At 62.5% G+C, this 15,995-nt stretch carries 12 protein-coding genes; 6 read left to right on the top strand and 6 right to left on the bottom strand.

Annotated elements, in window-relative coordinates:
* Positions 1-19 precede the first annotated feature (19 nt).
* The 5 genes from AC3IYG_RS07460 to AC3IYG_RS07440 all read left to right on the top strand — a co-directional run bounded on the left by AC3IYG_RS07460 (position 20) and on the right by AC3IYG_RS07440 (position 5,323).
* Positions 20-616 (top strand): glutathione S-transferase family protein, encoded by a 597-nt coding sequence (locus tag AC3IYG_RS07460; RefSeq protein ID WP_489313153.1) that lies wholly within the window; start codon positions 20-22, stop codon positions 614-616.
* Positions 617-642: 26 nt separating this feature from the next.
* Complete coding sequence (locus AC3IYG_RS07455) at positions 643-1,572, top strand: flavin-nucleotide-binding protein (RefSeq protein WP_489313152.1); 930 nt, start codon at positions 643-645, stop codon at positions 1,570-1,572.
* Between the two features lie 3 nt (positions 1,573-1,575).
* On the top strand, positions 1,576-2,439 hold the full coding sequence (locus tag AC3IYG_RS07450) for an MBL fold metallo-hydrolase (protein ID WP_489313151.1): 864 nt from the start codon (positions 1,576-1,578) through the stop codon (positions 2,437-2,439).
* Positions 2,440-2,574: 135 nt separating this feature from the next.
* Positions 2,575-3,876: an OprD family porin gene (locus AC3IYG_RS07445; RefSeq protein ID WP_489313150.1), complete on the top strand. Its 1,302-nt coding sequence runs from the start codon at positions 2,575-2,577 to the stop codon at positions 3,874-3,876.
* Between the two features lie 115 nt (positions 3,877-3,991).
* A complete protein-coding gene (locus AC3IYG_RS07440; RefSeq protein ID WP_489309617.1) occupies positions 3,992-5,323 on the top strand; it encodes an IS4 family transposase in 1,332 nt (443 codons plus the stop codon).
* A 41-nt stretch (positions 5,324-5,364) separates the two neighbouring features.
* On the opposite strand, the gene AC3IYG_RS07435 is transcribed toward AC3IYG_RS07440, so the two are convergent.
* From AC3IYG_RS07435 to AC3IYG_RS07410, 6 genes are all read right to left on the bottom strand, one after another.
* Positions 5,365-7,239 (bottom strand): MFS transporter, encoded by a 1,875-nt coding sequence (locus AC3IYG_RS07435; protein ID WP_489313862.1) that lies wholly within the window; start codon positions 7,237-7,239, stop codon positions 5,365-5,367.
* A 179-nt stretch (positions 7,240-7,418) separates the two neighbouring features.
* Positions 7,419-9,545 carry a TonB-dependent receptor family protein gene (locus tag AC3IYG_RS07430; RefSeq protein WP_489313149.1) on the bottom strand — a complete coding sequence of 709 codons (2,127 nt, stop codon included), beginning with the start codon at positions 9,543-9,545 and terminating at the stop codon, positions 7,419-7,421.
* 106 nt (positions 9,546-9,651) lie between these two features.
* The gene (locus AC3IYG_RS07425; protein ID WP_489313148.1) at positions 9,652-9,981 is read right to left on the bottom strand and encodes an AzlD domain-containing protein; all 330 of its coding nucleotides are present in this window, start codon (positions 9,979-9,981) and stop codon (positions 9,652-9,654) included.
* A complete protein-coding gene (locus AC3IYG_RS07420; protein WP_489313147.1) occupies positions 9,981-10,694 on the bottom strand; it encodes an AzlC family ABC transporter permease in 714 nt (237 codons plus the stop codon). The genes AC3IYG_RS07425 and AC3IYG_RS07420 overlap by 1 nt, the downstream gene beginning before the upstream one ends.
* Positions 10,695-10,731: 37 nt before the next feature.
* The gene (locus AC3IYG_RS07415) at positions 10,732-11,571 is read right to left on the bottom strand and encodes a helix-turn-helix transcriptional regulator (RefSeq protein ID WP_489313861.1); all 840 of its coding nucleotides are present in this window, start codon (positions 11,569-11,571) and stop codon (positions 10,732-10,734) included.
* Positions 11,572-11,659: 88 nt separating this feature from the next.
* Positions 11,660-12,229: a GNAT family N-acetyltransferase gene (locus AC3IYG_RS07410; RefSeq protein WP_489313146.1), complete on the bottom strand. Its 570-nt coding sequence runs from the start codon at positions 12,227-12,229 to the stop codon at positions 11,660-11,662.
* A 195-nt stretch (positions 12,230-12,424) separates the two neighbouring features.
* Between AC3IYG_RS07410 and AC3IYG_RS07405 the strand changes: the two genes are divergently transcribed.
* Positions 12,425-15,910 carry a hybrid sensor histidine kinase/response regulator gene (locus tag AC3IYG_RS07405; RefSeq protein ID WP_489313145.1) on the top strand — a complete coding sequence of 1,162 codons (3,486 nt, stop codon included), beginning with the start codon at positions 12,425-12,427 and terminating at the stop codon, positions 15,908-15,910.
* The last annotated feature ends 85 nt before the right edge of the window (positions 15,911-15,995 follow it).

The raw sequence follows: 15,995 nt of genomic DNA, 5'->3' as shown, positions 1-15,995 counted from the left end.
CCACCCCTGGAGAGTTGCGATGCGGCTTTACGACCTGGATCTGTCCGGCAACTGCTACAAGGTGCGCCTGTTTCTCAGCCTGATCGGCCAACACGCCGAGCGGGTGAGCGTCGACCTCCCCCATGGCGAACACAAACGCCCGACATTCCTTGCACTCAATCCACGCGGTCAGGTGCCGGCACTGGAAGATGGCGAGCTGAGCCTTGGCGACTCCCAGGCCATACTGGTGTATCTGGCACGGCGCTATGCCGATGAGCGCTGGTACCCGCTCGACCCCGTAGCCCAAGGCCGCATCGCTGGCTGGCTGAGCTTCGCCGCCAACGAGGTGCAGCACGGCCCAGGCCTGGCCCGCCTGGGCGAACTGTTCGGTGTGCCAATCGATGCACAAGCAGTAAGCGCCAAGGCCACGCAGACACTGCGCCTGCTCGACGCCCACCTGGCCGAGCACCAATGGCTGGCACAGACCCCGGCCGCAAGCATCGCCGATGTAGCGGTTTACCCCTACATCGCTCTGGCAGGCGATGGCGGCCTCGATCTGGGGCCCTACGTTCATCTGCACGCCTGGTTCGCCCGCCTGCGTGAACTGCCCGGCTATATCGGCATGCCAGGTCTGTAATACCCCGACTCAGGAGCCAAAGCGCGATGAACAGCCCCTTCCATCCCGGCGAACAGGCCATCCAGAGCCAGGCCGGCGTGCGCGACAAGATCGAGGAAGTCGGCAAGCGGATCATCCGCAGCTTCATGCCGGAACAACACCGCGCGTTCTTCGCCCAACAGCCCTGGCTGCTGGTCGGCAGCCAGGCGAGCGATGGTCAACCGCAGGCTTCGGTGCTGTGGGGCGAACCCGGTTTTATCCATTCGCCCGAGCCGACGCGCCTGCGCATCGATGCAATTGCGCAAAGCGACGATCCATTGCTCAGCCATCTGCGCCCGGGCACACGCCTAGGGTTGCTGGGCCTGGAGCTGCCAACCCGACGGCGCAACCGAATGAATGGCACAGTCTGCGCGGCGGATGCCACAGGCTTTAGCGTCGAGGTCGCGCAGTCCTTCGGTAACTGCCCGAAGTACATCCAGGCTCGCAGTTGGCAAGCGCTCGCCCGCGAACCGGGGCCGCTGGAACAGGGCGAAGGCCTGGATCAACGCTGGCTGAAGCGGGTGACGCATGCGGACACCTTGTTCATTGCCAGCCAGAACAGCGACCCACACGCCGGCGGAGTCGATATCTCCCACCGTGGCGGCGCGCCGGGCTTCGTCAGCCTGGGCGCCGACGGCCGCTTATGGCTGCCGGATTACAGCGGCAACCTGCTGTTCAACACCCTCGGCAACCTGCTGCTGGAGCCACGTTGCGGCCTGCTGTTCGTCGACTTCGACAGCGGCGACCTGCTGCAACTGCAAGCCCGCGCCGAACTCTATTGGCCGCAACAGTTGGCAGCGCTGGGGCATACGCTGCCCGTCGGCGCCGAACGCCTGCTGGCGCTTACCCCTGGCCGCTGGCGCTTGCGCCATGCGCGTTTGCCGCTGGCCTTCGGCACGCCAACCGCCTCCCCCCATCTTCCCGCTCAAGGAGTTTGAACCATGCGTCTAGCAAGCCTCGCCCTACTCGCCCTGCTAAGCCTGACCAGCCTGCCCGGCAGCGCCGCCGGCCTGCGTTTCAGCCTGGTGAAAACCGCCGAAACCGAAACCCTCGATGCCTTCACGGTCGAGGGCGGCAAGTGGACCGAGAAAGTCACCGTCAACCACATCGCGGTACTGATCGAGCATCACGCCGCCACCCTGCTGTTCGACACCGGCCTGGGCCGCCAGGTCGACAGCCAGTTCGCCGAAATGTCGATGTGGGACAAGCCACTGCTCGAGTACGGCCCGGTTGTGCCCGCGCGCGACCAGTTGGATAAGGACGGCATCCGGATCGACCGCATCCTGCTGTCCCATGCCCACTGGGACCACGCCTCGGGCCTCGCCGACTTCCCGGAGGTGCCGGTGTGGGCGCCCTATGAGGAAATCGAGTTCAGCCAGATCGCGACACCGCCGGCAGTGCTGCCCAGCCAGTTCAAGCACCCGGTGAAGTGGCTGCCCTTCATCTTCCAGTCGGCAGCGTTCATGGGTTTCCCGCAAAGCCTGGACATGTTCGGGGACGGCAGCATCGTACTGGTACCGCTGACCGGCCACACGCCGGGATCGGTGGGGCTGTTTCTGACCCTGGAGGATGGCCGCCGTTTCTTCTTCACCGGCGACGTCAGCTGGCGCCTCGAGGGTTTTACCGGCCCCCATGAAAAATTCTGGATCAGCCGCAATATGGTCGACAACGACCGTGAGGCAACCCGCAACATGTTGCAGCAGGTGCATCAGCTAATGGCCAGGGAGCCAAAGCTCACGGTCGTGCCCGCCCATGACGCCAAGGTCCAGCAAGCGCTGGGGTTCTACCCACGCTGGGTCGAATGAGCGACCCGGCCGCCCTCTCTCCTGGGCCTGCCGACTAAGGTCTAAAGGCCCCTGCATCGCCCTCGTGGTCTAGTAACACGCCGTCACAGTCCGGTCACAAACCCTCTGTCTGCACCCCACGAGGAAACAACAAAAATGAACAAGACCCCCCTCGCCCGGGCCGTGGCTTTTGCCACGCTGGGCGCCTGCCTTGCCCTGCCAAACCTGGCTCAGGCTGAATTCATCAAGGACAGCAAAGCCAGCCTGGAACTGCGCAATTTCTACATGAACCGCGACTACCGGCAGGACGGCAACCCAAACCCACCCGCCGTTACCGGCAAGCCCGGCGAGTTGCGCAGCAAATCGGAAGAGTGGGCACAGGGCTTTCTGCTGCGTCTTGAATCCGGCTATACCGAAGGCAGCGTTGGGGTTGGCGTCGATGCACTGGGCACCCTCGGCCTCAAACTGGACTCCGGCCGCGGTCGCACCGGTACTGGCCTGCTGCAGGTCGACCGGGAAACCGGCAGAGCTGAGGACGACTATGGCGACCTGGGCCTGACCGCCAAACTGCGCGCCTCGAAAAGCACCTTGAAAATCGGCACCCTGCTGCCCAAGCTGCCCGTGCTGCAAGCCAACGACTCGCGCCTGCTGCCGCAAACCTTCCAGGGCGGCCAGCTGAACTCGCTGGAAATCGACGGCCTGACCCTCGATGCCGGCCAATTGCAACAGGTCAACTACCGGGACTCCTCGAACTACGAGGACATGACCATCAACAATGGTGGCCGCCGCAACATCGTCTTCCGCCCGGGCCTGACCAGCGACGAGTTCAACTTCGCCAGTGCCAGCTACAAGTGGAATGACAAGCTGACCACCGCTTACAGCTACGGCAACCTCGATCAGTTCTACAAACAGCACATCGTCAACCTGGTGCATGTGCTGCCGCTTGCCGACAAGCAATCGCTGAAGAGCGACTTGCGCTACGCCCACTCCACCGATGACGGCAGCAGCAACGTCGACAACAAGGCCTTCGGCGCCATGTTCACCTACGGCCTCGGTGGCCATGCCTTCGGCCTGGGCTATCAGTCGATGAGCGGCGATACCGGCTTTGCCTATGTCAACGTCACCGACCCGTTCCTGGTCAACTACGTGCAGATCGGCGACTTCGCCAACAAGGACGAGAAATCCTGGCAGGCGCGCTACGACTACAACTTTGCCGCCATCGGTATTCCGGGCCTGACCTTTATGACCCGCTACCTGTCCGGCGATGATGTCGATCGCGGCGCCGTGCTTTCAAGCGGCAAAGAATGGGAGCGCAACATGGACATCGCTTACGTGTTCCAGGACGGCCCGCTGAAGAACCTCGGGGTGAAATGGCGCAATGCGACCACCCGCTCCAACTTCGGCAACGACCTCGACGAGAACCGCTTGATCGTCAGCTACAGCCTGCCACTCTGGTAGATCGCAGCCCACAAAAAAGCCCACCCAAGGGTGTAATGCTGTTCACTTAAGCATTTGAACGCCAGCCGGGCTTCCCCGAGAATCCGATGCCAGTCTTCCTGGTATCGGATTTTTTATGTCTTTCCAACAGCATCTGCTCGATCTGGGCGAGCTATTCAACTTCTCCGACCTGAGCACCTTCACCCAGAACATCCCAATCGAGTGGGTGGCGTCCGCGCTTGATCTTTCCTCTCAGGCCACCATCCGCCGTCGTCGGCTACCTGCCGATCAGGTGCTCTGGCTGGTGCTAGGCATGGCGCTCTTCCGCGATGAGCCTGTCCATGAGGTGGCCAGGCGTCTAAACATTTGTGCCCAGGGACTGGCTTCGGATTGCTTGCTGGCCAAAAGTGGTGTCACTGAGGCTCGCAAGCGGCTTGGCGCCGAGCCGGTCGAGTGGCTGTTCCGCAAAACTGGCAGCCAATGGGGAGGCGAACGCTATAGCGATGACACCTGGCGGGGGCTGCAGGTTTTTGCCGTGGACGGGGCACTCATGCGCACGCCCGATACGCCTGAACTACGGGACCATTTCGGGTCTGGCAATACCTCCACCGAGCGCCAGACGCCCTTCCCCATGATGCGTCTTGTAGCCTTGATGAATGTGCGCTCCCATTTGATTCTGAATGCCCAGCTGAGCCCCTATCGGCGCAGTGAAATGCGCCTGGCCGATGAGTTTTTGCAACAGATCCCCAACCATTCGGTCACGTTGTTCGATAAAGGCTTCTGGAGTGCTGATTTGCTGCTGAAAGTGGCCACGGCCGGTGACAACCGACACTGGTTGATCCCCGCTCGTCAGGGCCTGATCAGCGAGGAGGTGATCCGTTACGGCAAGCAGGATCGCCTGCTGCGTATGAAGGTTTCACCGCAGGCGAGAAAGCGTAACCCAGACCTACCAACCTACTGGGACGTGCGTGAAGTCAGCTATGCAGTGCAGGGCAAAGTGAAAACCGTCCTGACCTCGCTACCGGCCGACGCCTACAGCGCCGAAGCCGTTGCAGAGCTGTACCAGGAGCGCTGGGAAATTGAACTGGGCTTCAGGGATATCAAAAGCTCCATGCAGCAGAATGCCGCAACCCTGCGCAGCAAGAAGATTGACCTGATCTACCAGGAAGTTTGGGGATTGCTGCTGGCCTACAACATCATTCGTCGGGAGGCGAGTCAGGCGGCGGTAGCGTTTGGACGCACCCCGTCCGATATACGCTTCAAGCCGGCTTGCCAGTACATCGCCGTGCAGCTGATCGTGATGGCCGCTGCCAATCCACTGTCGGCAACAGGTAGACGCTTGTCGGCTTTGCGGGCGGGCATCGGAGGGTTGTTTCTGGATCACCGTCCAAGGCCATCACGACCAAGGACGGTGAAAATTTCCAAGACCCGTTACCCAGTTAACCGCAATGCTGCTCCGCTTAAGTGAACAGCATTACGCCAATTGGCGGGCTTTTTCGTTTGCGCTGTTTAGCGGGTACTGCCGCGCAATTCGGCCACCTGCGCCTGCAACGTCACCCTATCGGCCACTTCCGGCGCCAGCGGGGCACCCGCCACCAGGGTGATGTGCGACCACAGCCGCCGGAACAGGCCCTTGTTCGGGTCACGGCTGAAGAAGCTGCCCCACAACCCTTGCAACGCCATCGGAATCACCGGCACCGGGTTTTCCTCGAGGATGCGCGCGATGCCGTTCTTGAACTCATTGATCTCGCCATCCCCGGTCAGCTTGCCTTCGGGGAAGATGCATACCAGCTCACCATTCTTCAGGTACTCGCCGATCTTCTTGAACGCCTGATCGTAGATCAGCAGGTCTTCATTGCGCCCGGCGATCGGCACCGTACCGGCGGTGCGGAAGATGAAATTGAGCACCGGCAGGTTGTAGATCTTGTAGTACATGACGAAACGGATCGGCCGCCGCACCGCCCCACCCACCAACAGCGCATCGACGAAGGACACATGGTTGCAGACCAGCACGGCCGCGCCCTCATCGGGAATCGCCTCCAGCCCACGGTGCTCGACGCGGTACATGGAATGGCTGAGCAGCCAGATCATGAAGCGCATGCTGAATTCGGGGACGATCTTGAAGATGTAACTGTTCACCGCGATGTTCATCAGCGACACCACCAGGAACAGCTGCGGAATCGACAGCTTGGCCACGCTCAGGAACAGAATCGAGGCAATCGCCGAAACCACCATGAACAGCGCGTTGAGAATATTGTTCGCCGCGATCACCCGCGCCCGCTCGTTCTCGGCCGTGCGTGACTGAATCAAGGCATACAGCGGCACGATGTAGAAACCACCGAACACGCCAATCCCCAGAATATCCGCCAGCACCCACCACGCCTGGCCATAGCTCAATACTGCCAACCAGCTGTGGGCTTCGGCAGCCTGCGGGAAGTGGCCCGAATGCCACCACAGCAGGATGCCGAATACAGTCAGACCAATCGAGCCAAATGGCACCAGGCCGATCTCGACTTTACGCCCCGAGAGGCGCTCGCAGAGCATCGAACCCAAAGCGATACCGACTGAAAACACGGTGAGGATCAGAGTAACGACCGTCTCGTCGCCGTACAGCCACTCTTTGGCGTAGGCCGGAATCTGCGTCAGGTAGATCGCGCCGAGAAACCAGAACCAGGAGTTGCCGACAATCGAACGCGACACCGCCGGCCGCTGGCCCAAGCCCAGGCGCAGGATCGCCCAGGACTGGCGGAAGATGTTCCAGTCCACGACCAGTGTCGGCAAGGCCGCCGCTGCGCGGGGGATACCGCGGCTGGCCAGATAACCGCAGCACGCGATCAGCACGATCGCGGTGGCCACCAGCGGCGCATAGGCCTGCCCCGACATCATGATGCCGGCGCCGATGGTGCCGGCGAGAATCGCCAGGAAGGTGCCCATTTCCACCAGAGCGTTGCCGCCAATCAGCTCGTCCTCGCGCAACGCGGCCGGCAGGATCGAATATTTCACCGGCCCGAACAGCGCCGAATGAGTGCCCATGCCGAACAGCGCGACGAACATCAGCGTCAGGTCATTCAACATGAAGCCTGCGGCGCCTACCGCCATGATCACGATCTCGGCCAGCTTGATCGCCCGGATCAAGGCGTCCTTGGCGAACTTCTCGCCGAACTGCCCGCCGAGGGCAGAGAACAGGAAGAACGGCAGGATGAACAACAGGGCGCAGAGGTTGACCAATACCGCCCGGTCGCCCGACACACTGAGCTTGAAGAGGATGGCGAGGATCAGCGACTGCTTGAAGATGTTGTCGTTGAACGCACCGAGCAGTTGCGTGATGAAAAACGGTAGGAAACGCTTTTTACCAAGCAAAGCGAATTGCGAGTGTTGGGTCATCATCCATGTACCTGGCGTGAGGCCGCAAGCGGCTGGGGAAGCCTTGATGCGCGTTTTCGCACATCCCGTATTGGACGGCAAGTCGCCTGGCACAAGCCACAGACTTTGACTGATTTTGCGCGAAACCAGGCAAAAAAATGGGCGCCAAAGGGCGCCCACAGCCACGACCGACCCAGTGATTAGAAACTCACCCCCGCCTGCACAAATAACGTGCGGGGCTGGCCGAGGTACTTGCCGTAGTTGTTGTCGACCGAACGGGTGAAGTATTCCTGACCAAACAGGTTCTTCACCCCGACACCCAGCGTCAGATTCGACAGTTGCGGGCCGAACGCGTACTCGCCGCGGGCATTCCACAAACCGTAACCGGGAATATCGCCATAACGGCCATCGGCACTTTCCTCGGTGATGTACACCGGCCCGGCGCCCGGCGAGCGTTGCTGCGACTGGGCGTAGCCATCGAGGTTCCAGGTCCAGCGGTTGCGCTCGTAGCGCAGGCCGAGGGTGGCGGTCTGGCGCGAGTAAAAACTCAGATCCTTATCCGCGAACACACCCTTATCGGCGGTGGCTTTGGTGTAGGCAAAGCTGGCGTAGGCCGATAGCCCGTCCAGAGCGTTGTCCAGGCTGCCCAGGTCATAGCTCAGCGCGGTCTCGACACCATTGTGGGTAGTCGCGCCCAACTGGGTCCAGCCATCCTGCTTGACGTACTGCAACTGGCTGTCGAACGCGATGTGGAACAACGTGACCTCGCCGCTCCAGGCGCCGTTGGCGTAACGCGTCCCCACCTCATAGGTGTGCGCCTTTTCCGGCTCCAGGCCGGGGCCGACCTCGTTGCCGTAGGATGGCCGCGGGCTGCCCGGGTCCTGGCCCAACTGGAAGTACTGCAAGCTGCCGAACGAGGTGTTGTAGTTGGCGTAAAGCTTCCAGGCATCGGACAGGTGATACATGACATTCAGCGACGGCAGCGGCTCGAGGTAGTTCACCTCGCGCTGATAACCCTTCAGGCGGTTATGCCAGGTGGTGCGCACCCGCTCGTAACGCAGGCCCGGCGTCACCGTCCAGTTGCCGACATTGATGCGGTCGTCGATATACACCGAGTGCGCCTCGGTACCGCCGGTGTTGTCTGCGGTCATTGTGGTCGGCGTGGCGTAAGGCGTGCCGCTGGCGCGCAGATAGTTCCCACTGCTGTTGGTGGTTTCGTGCATGCCTTCATCGACATAGCGGTAGCCGACCCCCACTTCATGGGACGTGTCGCCGGCAAAGAACAGCTGCGAATAGCGCGGCTCGATGCCGAATACATGGTATTCGCGTGGATAGGAGAACAACTTGTCCTGGGTTGCATTCTGCTCGGTGACGATGCTGCTGCCGCGATAGCTCTCGTAGTAGTAGGAAGCCAGCTCGAAGGTGCGCAGCTCATCCGGGGTGCGGGTGTACTTGACCGAGAATTCCTTACGTTCCCCCTCGAAACTGTCGTACGGGCGCACGGACTGATAGGGGTCATCCTCGAACTGTGCCGCCGTCAGGCCGCCAGGCATATCCGCGTCAGCCCGGTAGTAGTGCAGGCTGGTGGCCAACTCATCGATCTCACTCAGGGCGAAGCTGTTCTTCAGCATGAAGTCATCGATCAAGGTGCCATCGTTCTCATCGCGATAGCCCGCGCCGCGCACGCCGGAATACAGCAGCGCAGCCCCCATGCCGTTGTCGGCCGTGCCGCCGAGAAAGGCATTGGTCTGGGTCTTGAAGCCACCGTGCCCGGCCACCTCGGAGGTGATACTGGCGTTGCCGGCAGCTTCGGCGGGAATTTCCCGGGTGATGAAATTGATGATCCCGCCGACGTTTTGCGGGCCATAGCGCACGGCACCGCCGCCGCGCACCACGTCAATCGACTGCAGGTTGCCGACCGCCACCGGCGCCAACGACAACTGCGGCTGGCCGTAGGGGGCGAACGCCATCGGCACGCCGTCGATAAGGATGGTCGAACGTGGCGACAGCCGTGAAGTCAGGCCACGCGCACCGACGTTCAAGGCCAGATCGCTGCCACCGGTGCCATTGCTTTCTTGCACCTGCAGCCCCGGTACGCGGCGCAACAACTCACGCACATGCTTGGCGCCGCTCTCGCGGATAACCTCTTCACGAATCACCGTACGGGCGCCGGGGTGGTTCTTCACATCCTCGTCGGTCGCCTCGCCCAGCCAGTCCCCCACCACTTCGACAGTGTCCAGTTCCAGCGTTTCGGCCGCTGCCGACAAACTGGAAAAAGCCAGGGCAACACCCAGGGCCAAGTGACTACGCCGACTGACAAACACCATGATCGCTCCCACGATAAAGACCGAAGCCCAGAAAAGGGGAGCGAAAGTAGGCGAAAGGGAACCAGAAGTAAATAGCAATAAGTCTCAAGTGTACTTTAAATCTATTTTAGATAGGCAACTGTCCAAGCACCCAACGCAACAGAAAAAATAGCAACAGCCCGCCGGCAATGGTTGCCAGCAGATGGCGCGTAAGCGCTGCGATCAGGATCGCCCCGAGGCCCGCCAGCAGATAGGCGTTCTCCAGGTTGAGCGCAAAATGCTGGCCGTCCGGCAGCAACATGCCGGGCACGACGATGGCCGTCAGCACCGCTGTCGGCACATAATGCAAAGCCTGCAGCACCAACGGCGGAAAACGCAGCTCAGGCCAGGCGAACAGACTGTACCGAATGGCGAAGGTAATCACGGCCATTCCCAGGATAAGCAACCAAAGCTCCATTACACGCCCTCCCCAGCTGCATCCACAGCAACCCGCCGCTCCAGCCAGACACCGGCAGCGATCCCGGCCAGAGCCGCGGCCAGCAAACCGAGCTTGTACGGCCAGGCATGCGTCAGCACCGCGACGGCAGCCGCCACAAGGGCAGCCGCCACCTGCGGCCGGCTGCGCAACACCGGCACGACGATCCCGATAAAGGTCGCCAGCATGGCGAAGTCCAGCCCCCAGTCGGCCAAACTCGGCATGGCCTGACCGAACAGCACACCCAACAGCGAAGTGGATATCCAGCACAGGTACAGCGATATCGCCGCACCGGCGTGGTACCAGCGGCTCTGCCCCCCTATGCCATGAGCCAGGTAACGACGCTGCACGATCGCGAAGGTCTCATCGGTGAGGCCAAACGCCAGAGGCACACGCCAGCGCTGCGACAGATGAGCGACATAGGGCTGCAGAGAGGCGCTATAGAGGACATGGCGCAGATTGACGATCAGGGTGGTAAACAGAATCACCGCCCAGCCGGTTCCCGCACCCAGCAGGCTGATAGCGATAAATTGCGCCGAACCGGCATACACCAACAGCGACATACCCAACGCCTGCCATAGGCTCAAGCCGGCAACGCTGGCCAGGGTGCCGTAAATAATGCCGAAAGGCGCAACACCGACAATCATCGGGATACTGTCGCGGGCACCGTAGCTGAACATTTGCGAGCGGGTCATGGAAACGCCTCCTTCCCGCCAGCCTAAGCGTCCCGACTCAATCCGTCTTGAACGATCTTGCGCACGCCAAGCCGTATTCACCCGGGCCGACACCATAGGCCTGCTTGAACTGACGGGTCAGGTGGCTTTGATCGGCAAAGCCCAGCTGCATCGCGACGTTGATCGGCGCGCAGCCGGTTTTCAACAATGTCCGAGCCTGCTCCAGCCGCCGCTGCTTGAGCCAGGCATGCGGCGGCAGGCCGGTGGCCCGGCGGAACACCCGAGCGAAGTGAAACGGTGAAAGATTGACCGCCGCGGCCAGTTGCTCCAGCGATGGTGGATCGAGCAACTGGGCGGCCAGCAACTCCTTCGCCCGCGTCACCGCCTGTGGCTCGCTGCCCGGCGGCGCCACGGCGGGCACCCGCGCATGTCGCTGCAGCAGCACCAGCAACGCTTCGCGCCAGGCATGTTGTTTCTGCAAGGCCGTTGCCGAGCCTTCGAACAACCGGTGCATCGCGCCGAACGCCTGCGCCAACTCCAGATCATGCAGCACGCTGGCCGGGAAAGACAGCATGCCTGGCGGGGCCAGTTCCAGTTCGCTCAAGACGCTCTCGAACTGCTGCGGCTCAGGGTAGAAACCGCGATAACGCCAGCCATCTTCATGGGCCTTGGAACCGGTGTGCACCTCATCGGGGTTGATCAATACCATGCTGCCGACCGGTGCCAGATGCTGGCTACCGCGGTGCTGGAAGTACTGCCCACCGCGCTCGATCACGGTGATCACATAGCCTTCATGCACATGCGGGGCGAAACGCTGCTCGACGTAGTCAGCCGCCAGCAACTCCAGGCCGCCCAACTCCGCTGCCTGCCAAAAACGCGTGCGCTCACCTGCCACCATGAAGGGTTCCCGAGAAATATCTGCGGTGATCATGATGCGGCGTAACCGCGAAACGCGACAGGGATATTGCTTCAGACTGAGCGCCAGCCTAGAGGCTGAATGAAGCCTCCAACCTGGCCTTCACCTGCGGCCATTGCTGATCGGTGATGCTGTACAGCACGCTGCCATCCAGCCGCCCATCGGCCAGGCGACGGTGATTGCGCAATTCGCCTTCGCGCAGCGCGCCGAGCTTCTCGATGGCCCGTTGCGAGCGCAAGTTGCTCGCCGCGGTCTGCAACTGCACCCGCACCATGCGCCAGCTATCGAAAGCATGCCGCAGCATCAGGTATTTGATCGTGCTGTTCAGCCCGGTGCCATGCTGACTGCGATCCAGCCAGGTCCAGCCGATTTCGGTGGCCGGCAGGGTTGGCAGGAAGGCGGCGAAGCGCGTGGTGCCAACCAGGCGATCGCCCAGCCGGATCACAAACGGCAATGCCTGGCCGTTGCGTTGTTCGATCAAGCCGTTGCGGTACCAATCCAGGCGCAGCGGCCCACTCATATACTGCAACTCATCGCGGTTGGTTTCAGCCAACGCCACCAGCGCCGGGATATCGCCATCGACCATGGGTTCCAGGCGCAGCGCACCGCGCTGCAGAGTGATCAATTGCGGCTTGAACATGAATCCCATCCTTAATCGACGCTTGCACGCCACGTTAACAGGGTAGCAGTAGCGCCGACGGCACCTGCGACCTAAGTCGCGCCTGACTGAACACTACTTTGATGCGACACTGAGCGGGCCCTGAGCGTTCCCTTCGGCAGCATCTGAAAAGGCTCCGGTCTCAGCGCCTGCCACCGGTTTTTGTTTGGAGTTCGCATGTCGTTGTCCAGTGGGCTGATCGCTGCGGTCGCCCTGAGCTATATGGCCATTCTGTTCGCCATTGCCTTTTATGGCGATCGCCGCCGCACGCCCATGCCGCCGCGCGTGCGGGCCTGGGTCTATAGTTTGTCGCTGGCGGTGTACTGCACCAGTTGGACCTTCTTCGGCGCGGTCGGACAGGCAGCCGGGCAACTCTGGGCGTTCCTGCCCATCTACCTGGGCCCGATTCTGCTGATGCTGCTCGCCCCCTGGGTGTTGCAGAAGATGGTGATGATCAGCAAGCAGGAGAACATCACCTCGATTGCCGACTTCATTGCCGCGCGCTATGGCAAGTCGCAGCTGTTGGCGGTGGTGGTGGCGCTGATCTGCCTGGTTGGCGTGCTGCCCTATATCGCCCTGCAACTCAAAGGCATCGTCCTCGGGGTCAACCTGCTGATCGGCGCCGACAGCGGCCGCGATGCGACCGGCGTGCTGGCCCAGGACACCGCCCTGGTGGTGTCGCTGGTGCTGGCGCTGTTCACCATCCTCTTCGGTACGCGCAACCTCGATGTCACCGAACACCACCGCGGCATGGTCCTGGCGATCGCCTTCGAATCGCTGGTCAAGCTGCTGGCCTTCATGGCCGTCGGCGCCTATGTCACCTACGGTTTGTTCAACGGTTTCGGCGACCTGCTCAGCCAGGCCAAGGCCACCCCGGAACTGGATTCGTTCTGGGCGGAAACGGTGAACTGGCCGTCCATGCTGGTGCAGATCGGGGTGGCAATGATGGCCATCGTCTGTCTGCCACGGCAATTCCACGTCACCGTGGTGGAGAACATCGAACCGCAGGACCTGCGCCTGGCGCGCTGGGTGTTCCCGGCCTACCTGGCGCTGGCTGCGCTGTTCGTCATCCCGATTGCGCTGGCCGGTAAGATGCTGCTGCCGGCCGGGGTCATACCGGACTCCTTCGTCATCAGCCTGCCGCTGGCGCAAGCGCACCCGGCGCTGGCCATGCTGGCCTTCATCGGCGGCGCGTCGGCGGCCACCGGCATGGTCATTGTCGCCAGCGTGGCGCTCTCGACCATGGTCTCCAACGATATGCTGCTGCCCTGGCTGCTGCGCCGGCAAAGTGCCGAGCGGCCGTTCGAGGTGTTCCGCCACTGGATGCTGTCGGTGCGCCGGGTCAGCATCGTGGTCATCCTGCTGCTGGCCTATGTCTGCTATCGCCTGCTCGGCTCCAACGCCAGCCTGGCCACCATCGGGCAGATTTCCTTTGCCGCCGTCACCCAGCTGGCGCCGGCGATGTTCGGGGCCCTGCTGTGGAAGCAGGCCAACCGCCGCGGCGTGTTCGCCGGCCTGGCGGCGGGCGCGCTGATGTGGTTCTACACCCTGGTACTGCCGGTGGTGGCGCGCAGCCTGGGCTGGTCGCTGGAAGGCTTCCCCGGTCTGAATTTCCTGCTGTACCAGCCGATCGGCCTGCAGGTCGACCCGCTGACCCGTGGCGTGGTGCTGTCGCTGGCCAGCAATTCGATGCTGTTTGTCTGGGTCTCGTACTTCTCGCGCACCCGGGTTTCCGAGCACTGGCAAGCCGGGCGCTTCATCGGTCAGGAGTTCGGCAGCAAACCGAGCACCCGCAGCCAACTCGCGGTGCAAGTGGACGACCTGTTGGCGCTGGCCAGTCGCTTTGTCGGCGAAGAGCGCGCGCAACAGAGCTTCAACCGCTTCGCCTCGCGCCAAGGCAAGGCCTTCAATCCCAGCCAGCAGGCCAATGGTGACTGGATCGCCCACACCGAGCGGCTGCTCGCCGGCGTACTCGGCGCCTCGTCCACCCGTGCGGTGGTGAAGGCGGCCATCGAAGGCCGCGAGATGCAGGTCGAGGATGTCGTGCGCATCGTCGATGAAGCCTCGGAGGTGTTGCAGTTCAACCGCACCCTGCTGCAAGGCGCGATCGAGAACATCACCCAGGGCATCAGCGTGGTCGACCAGTCGCTGCGCCTGGTGGCCTGGAACCACCGTTACCTGGAGCTCTTCGCCTACCCCGAGGGGTTGATCAGCGTCGGCCGGCCCATCGCCGATATCATCCGCTACAACGCCGAACGCGGCCTGTGCGGCCCCGGCGAGGCGGACTCGCATGTCGAGCGGCGCCTCTACTGGATGCGCCAGGGCCGCGCGCACACCTCCGAACGGCTGTTCCCCAATGGCCGGGTGATCGAACTGATCGGCAACCCGATGCCCGGCGGCGGCTTCGTCATGAGCTTCACCGATATCACCGCGTTCCGCGAGGCCGAACAGGGCCTCAAGGAAGCCAACGAAGGCCTGGAACAGCGCGTCGTCGAGCGCACCCAAGAACTCTCGCAACTGAACCTGGCACTGAGCGAAGCCAAAGGCGTGGCGGAATCCGCCAACCAGTCCAAGACCCGCTTCCTCGCGGCGGTCAGCCATGACCTGATGCAGCCTTTGAATGCCGCACGACTGTTCTCCGCCGCCCTCGCCCATCAGCCGGAAACCTTGCCGAGCGAGGCCCAACAGCTGGTGCGGCACCTGGACAGCTCGCTGCGCTCGGCGGAAGACCTGATCAGCGACCTGCTGGATATTTCACGCCTGGAAAACGGCCGCATCACCCCGGACCGGCATGCCTTCGCCCTCAATGCGTTATTCGACACCCTCGGCGCCGAATTCAAGGTCCTCGCGCAAGAGCACGGCGTGGACTTCCACCTGCGCGGTAGCCAACTGCGGGTGGACAGCGATATCAAGCTGCTGCGGCGGGTGCTGCAGAATTTCCTGACCAATGCCTTCCGCTACGCCAAGGGCCATGTACTGCTCGGGGTGCGGCGCAGCGCGGGCGAGTTGCGGCTGGAAGTCTGGGACCGCGGCCCGGGCATCCCGGAAGACAAACGCAGCGTGATTTTCGAGGAGTTCAAACGCCTCGACAGCCACCAGACCCGCGCCGAAAAAGGCCTGGGCCTGGGCCTGGCGATTGCCGACGGCCTCTGCCGGGTGCTCGGGCACAAGCTCGAAGTCCGTTCCTGGCCCGGCAAGGGCAGCGTGTTCAGCGTCAGCGTAGCGCTGGCACGCGACCAAGCGCCGCTCGCGCTCAATGGCTTCGGCCCGGAGCTCAACGGCCAGGCCTTGAACGGCGCCCAGGTGCTTTGCATCGACAACGAAGACAGCATCCTGGTAGGCATGCACAGCCTGCTCTCACGCTGGGGCTGCCAGGTCTGGACGGCGCGCAATCGCCTGGAATGCGAGCATCTGCTGGATGAAGACGTGCGCCCGCAACTGGCGCTGGTGGACTACCACCTGGACGAAGGCGAAACCGGCACCGAGTTGATGGCCTGGCTGCGCAGCAAACTCGGCGAACCGGTGCCAGGCGTGGTGATCAGCGCCGATGGCCGCCCCGAGCTGATCGCCGAAGTCCACGCCGCCGGCCTCGACTACCTGGCCAAACCGGTGAAGCCGGCGGCACTGCGCGCCCTGCTGAGCCGGCACCTGAGTTTGCGCTGAAAGGTCCTCGGTTCGCCGCAACGCACTCGTAGGGTGGGCTAGACACCCATTCGCCGCTCGGATTGGCTGCACAATGCCACGAGGC

It is taken from the genome of Pseudomonas sp. KH_027 (assembly GCF_057838565.1).
The sequence above is the reverse complement of the archived record's forward strand: the minus strand, read 5'-3'. Positions and strand labels throughout refer to the sequence as shown.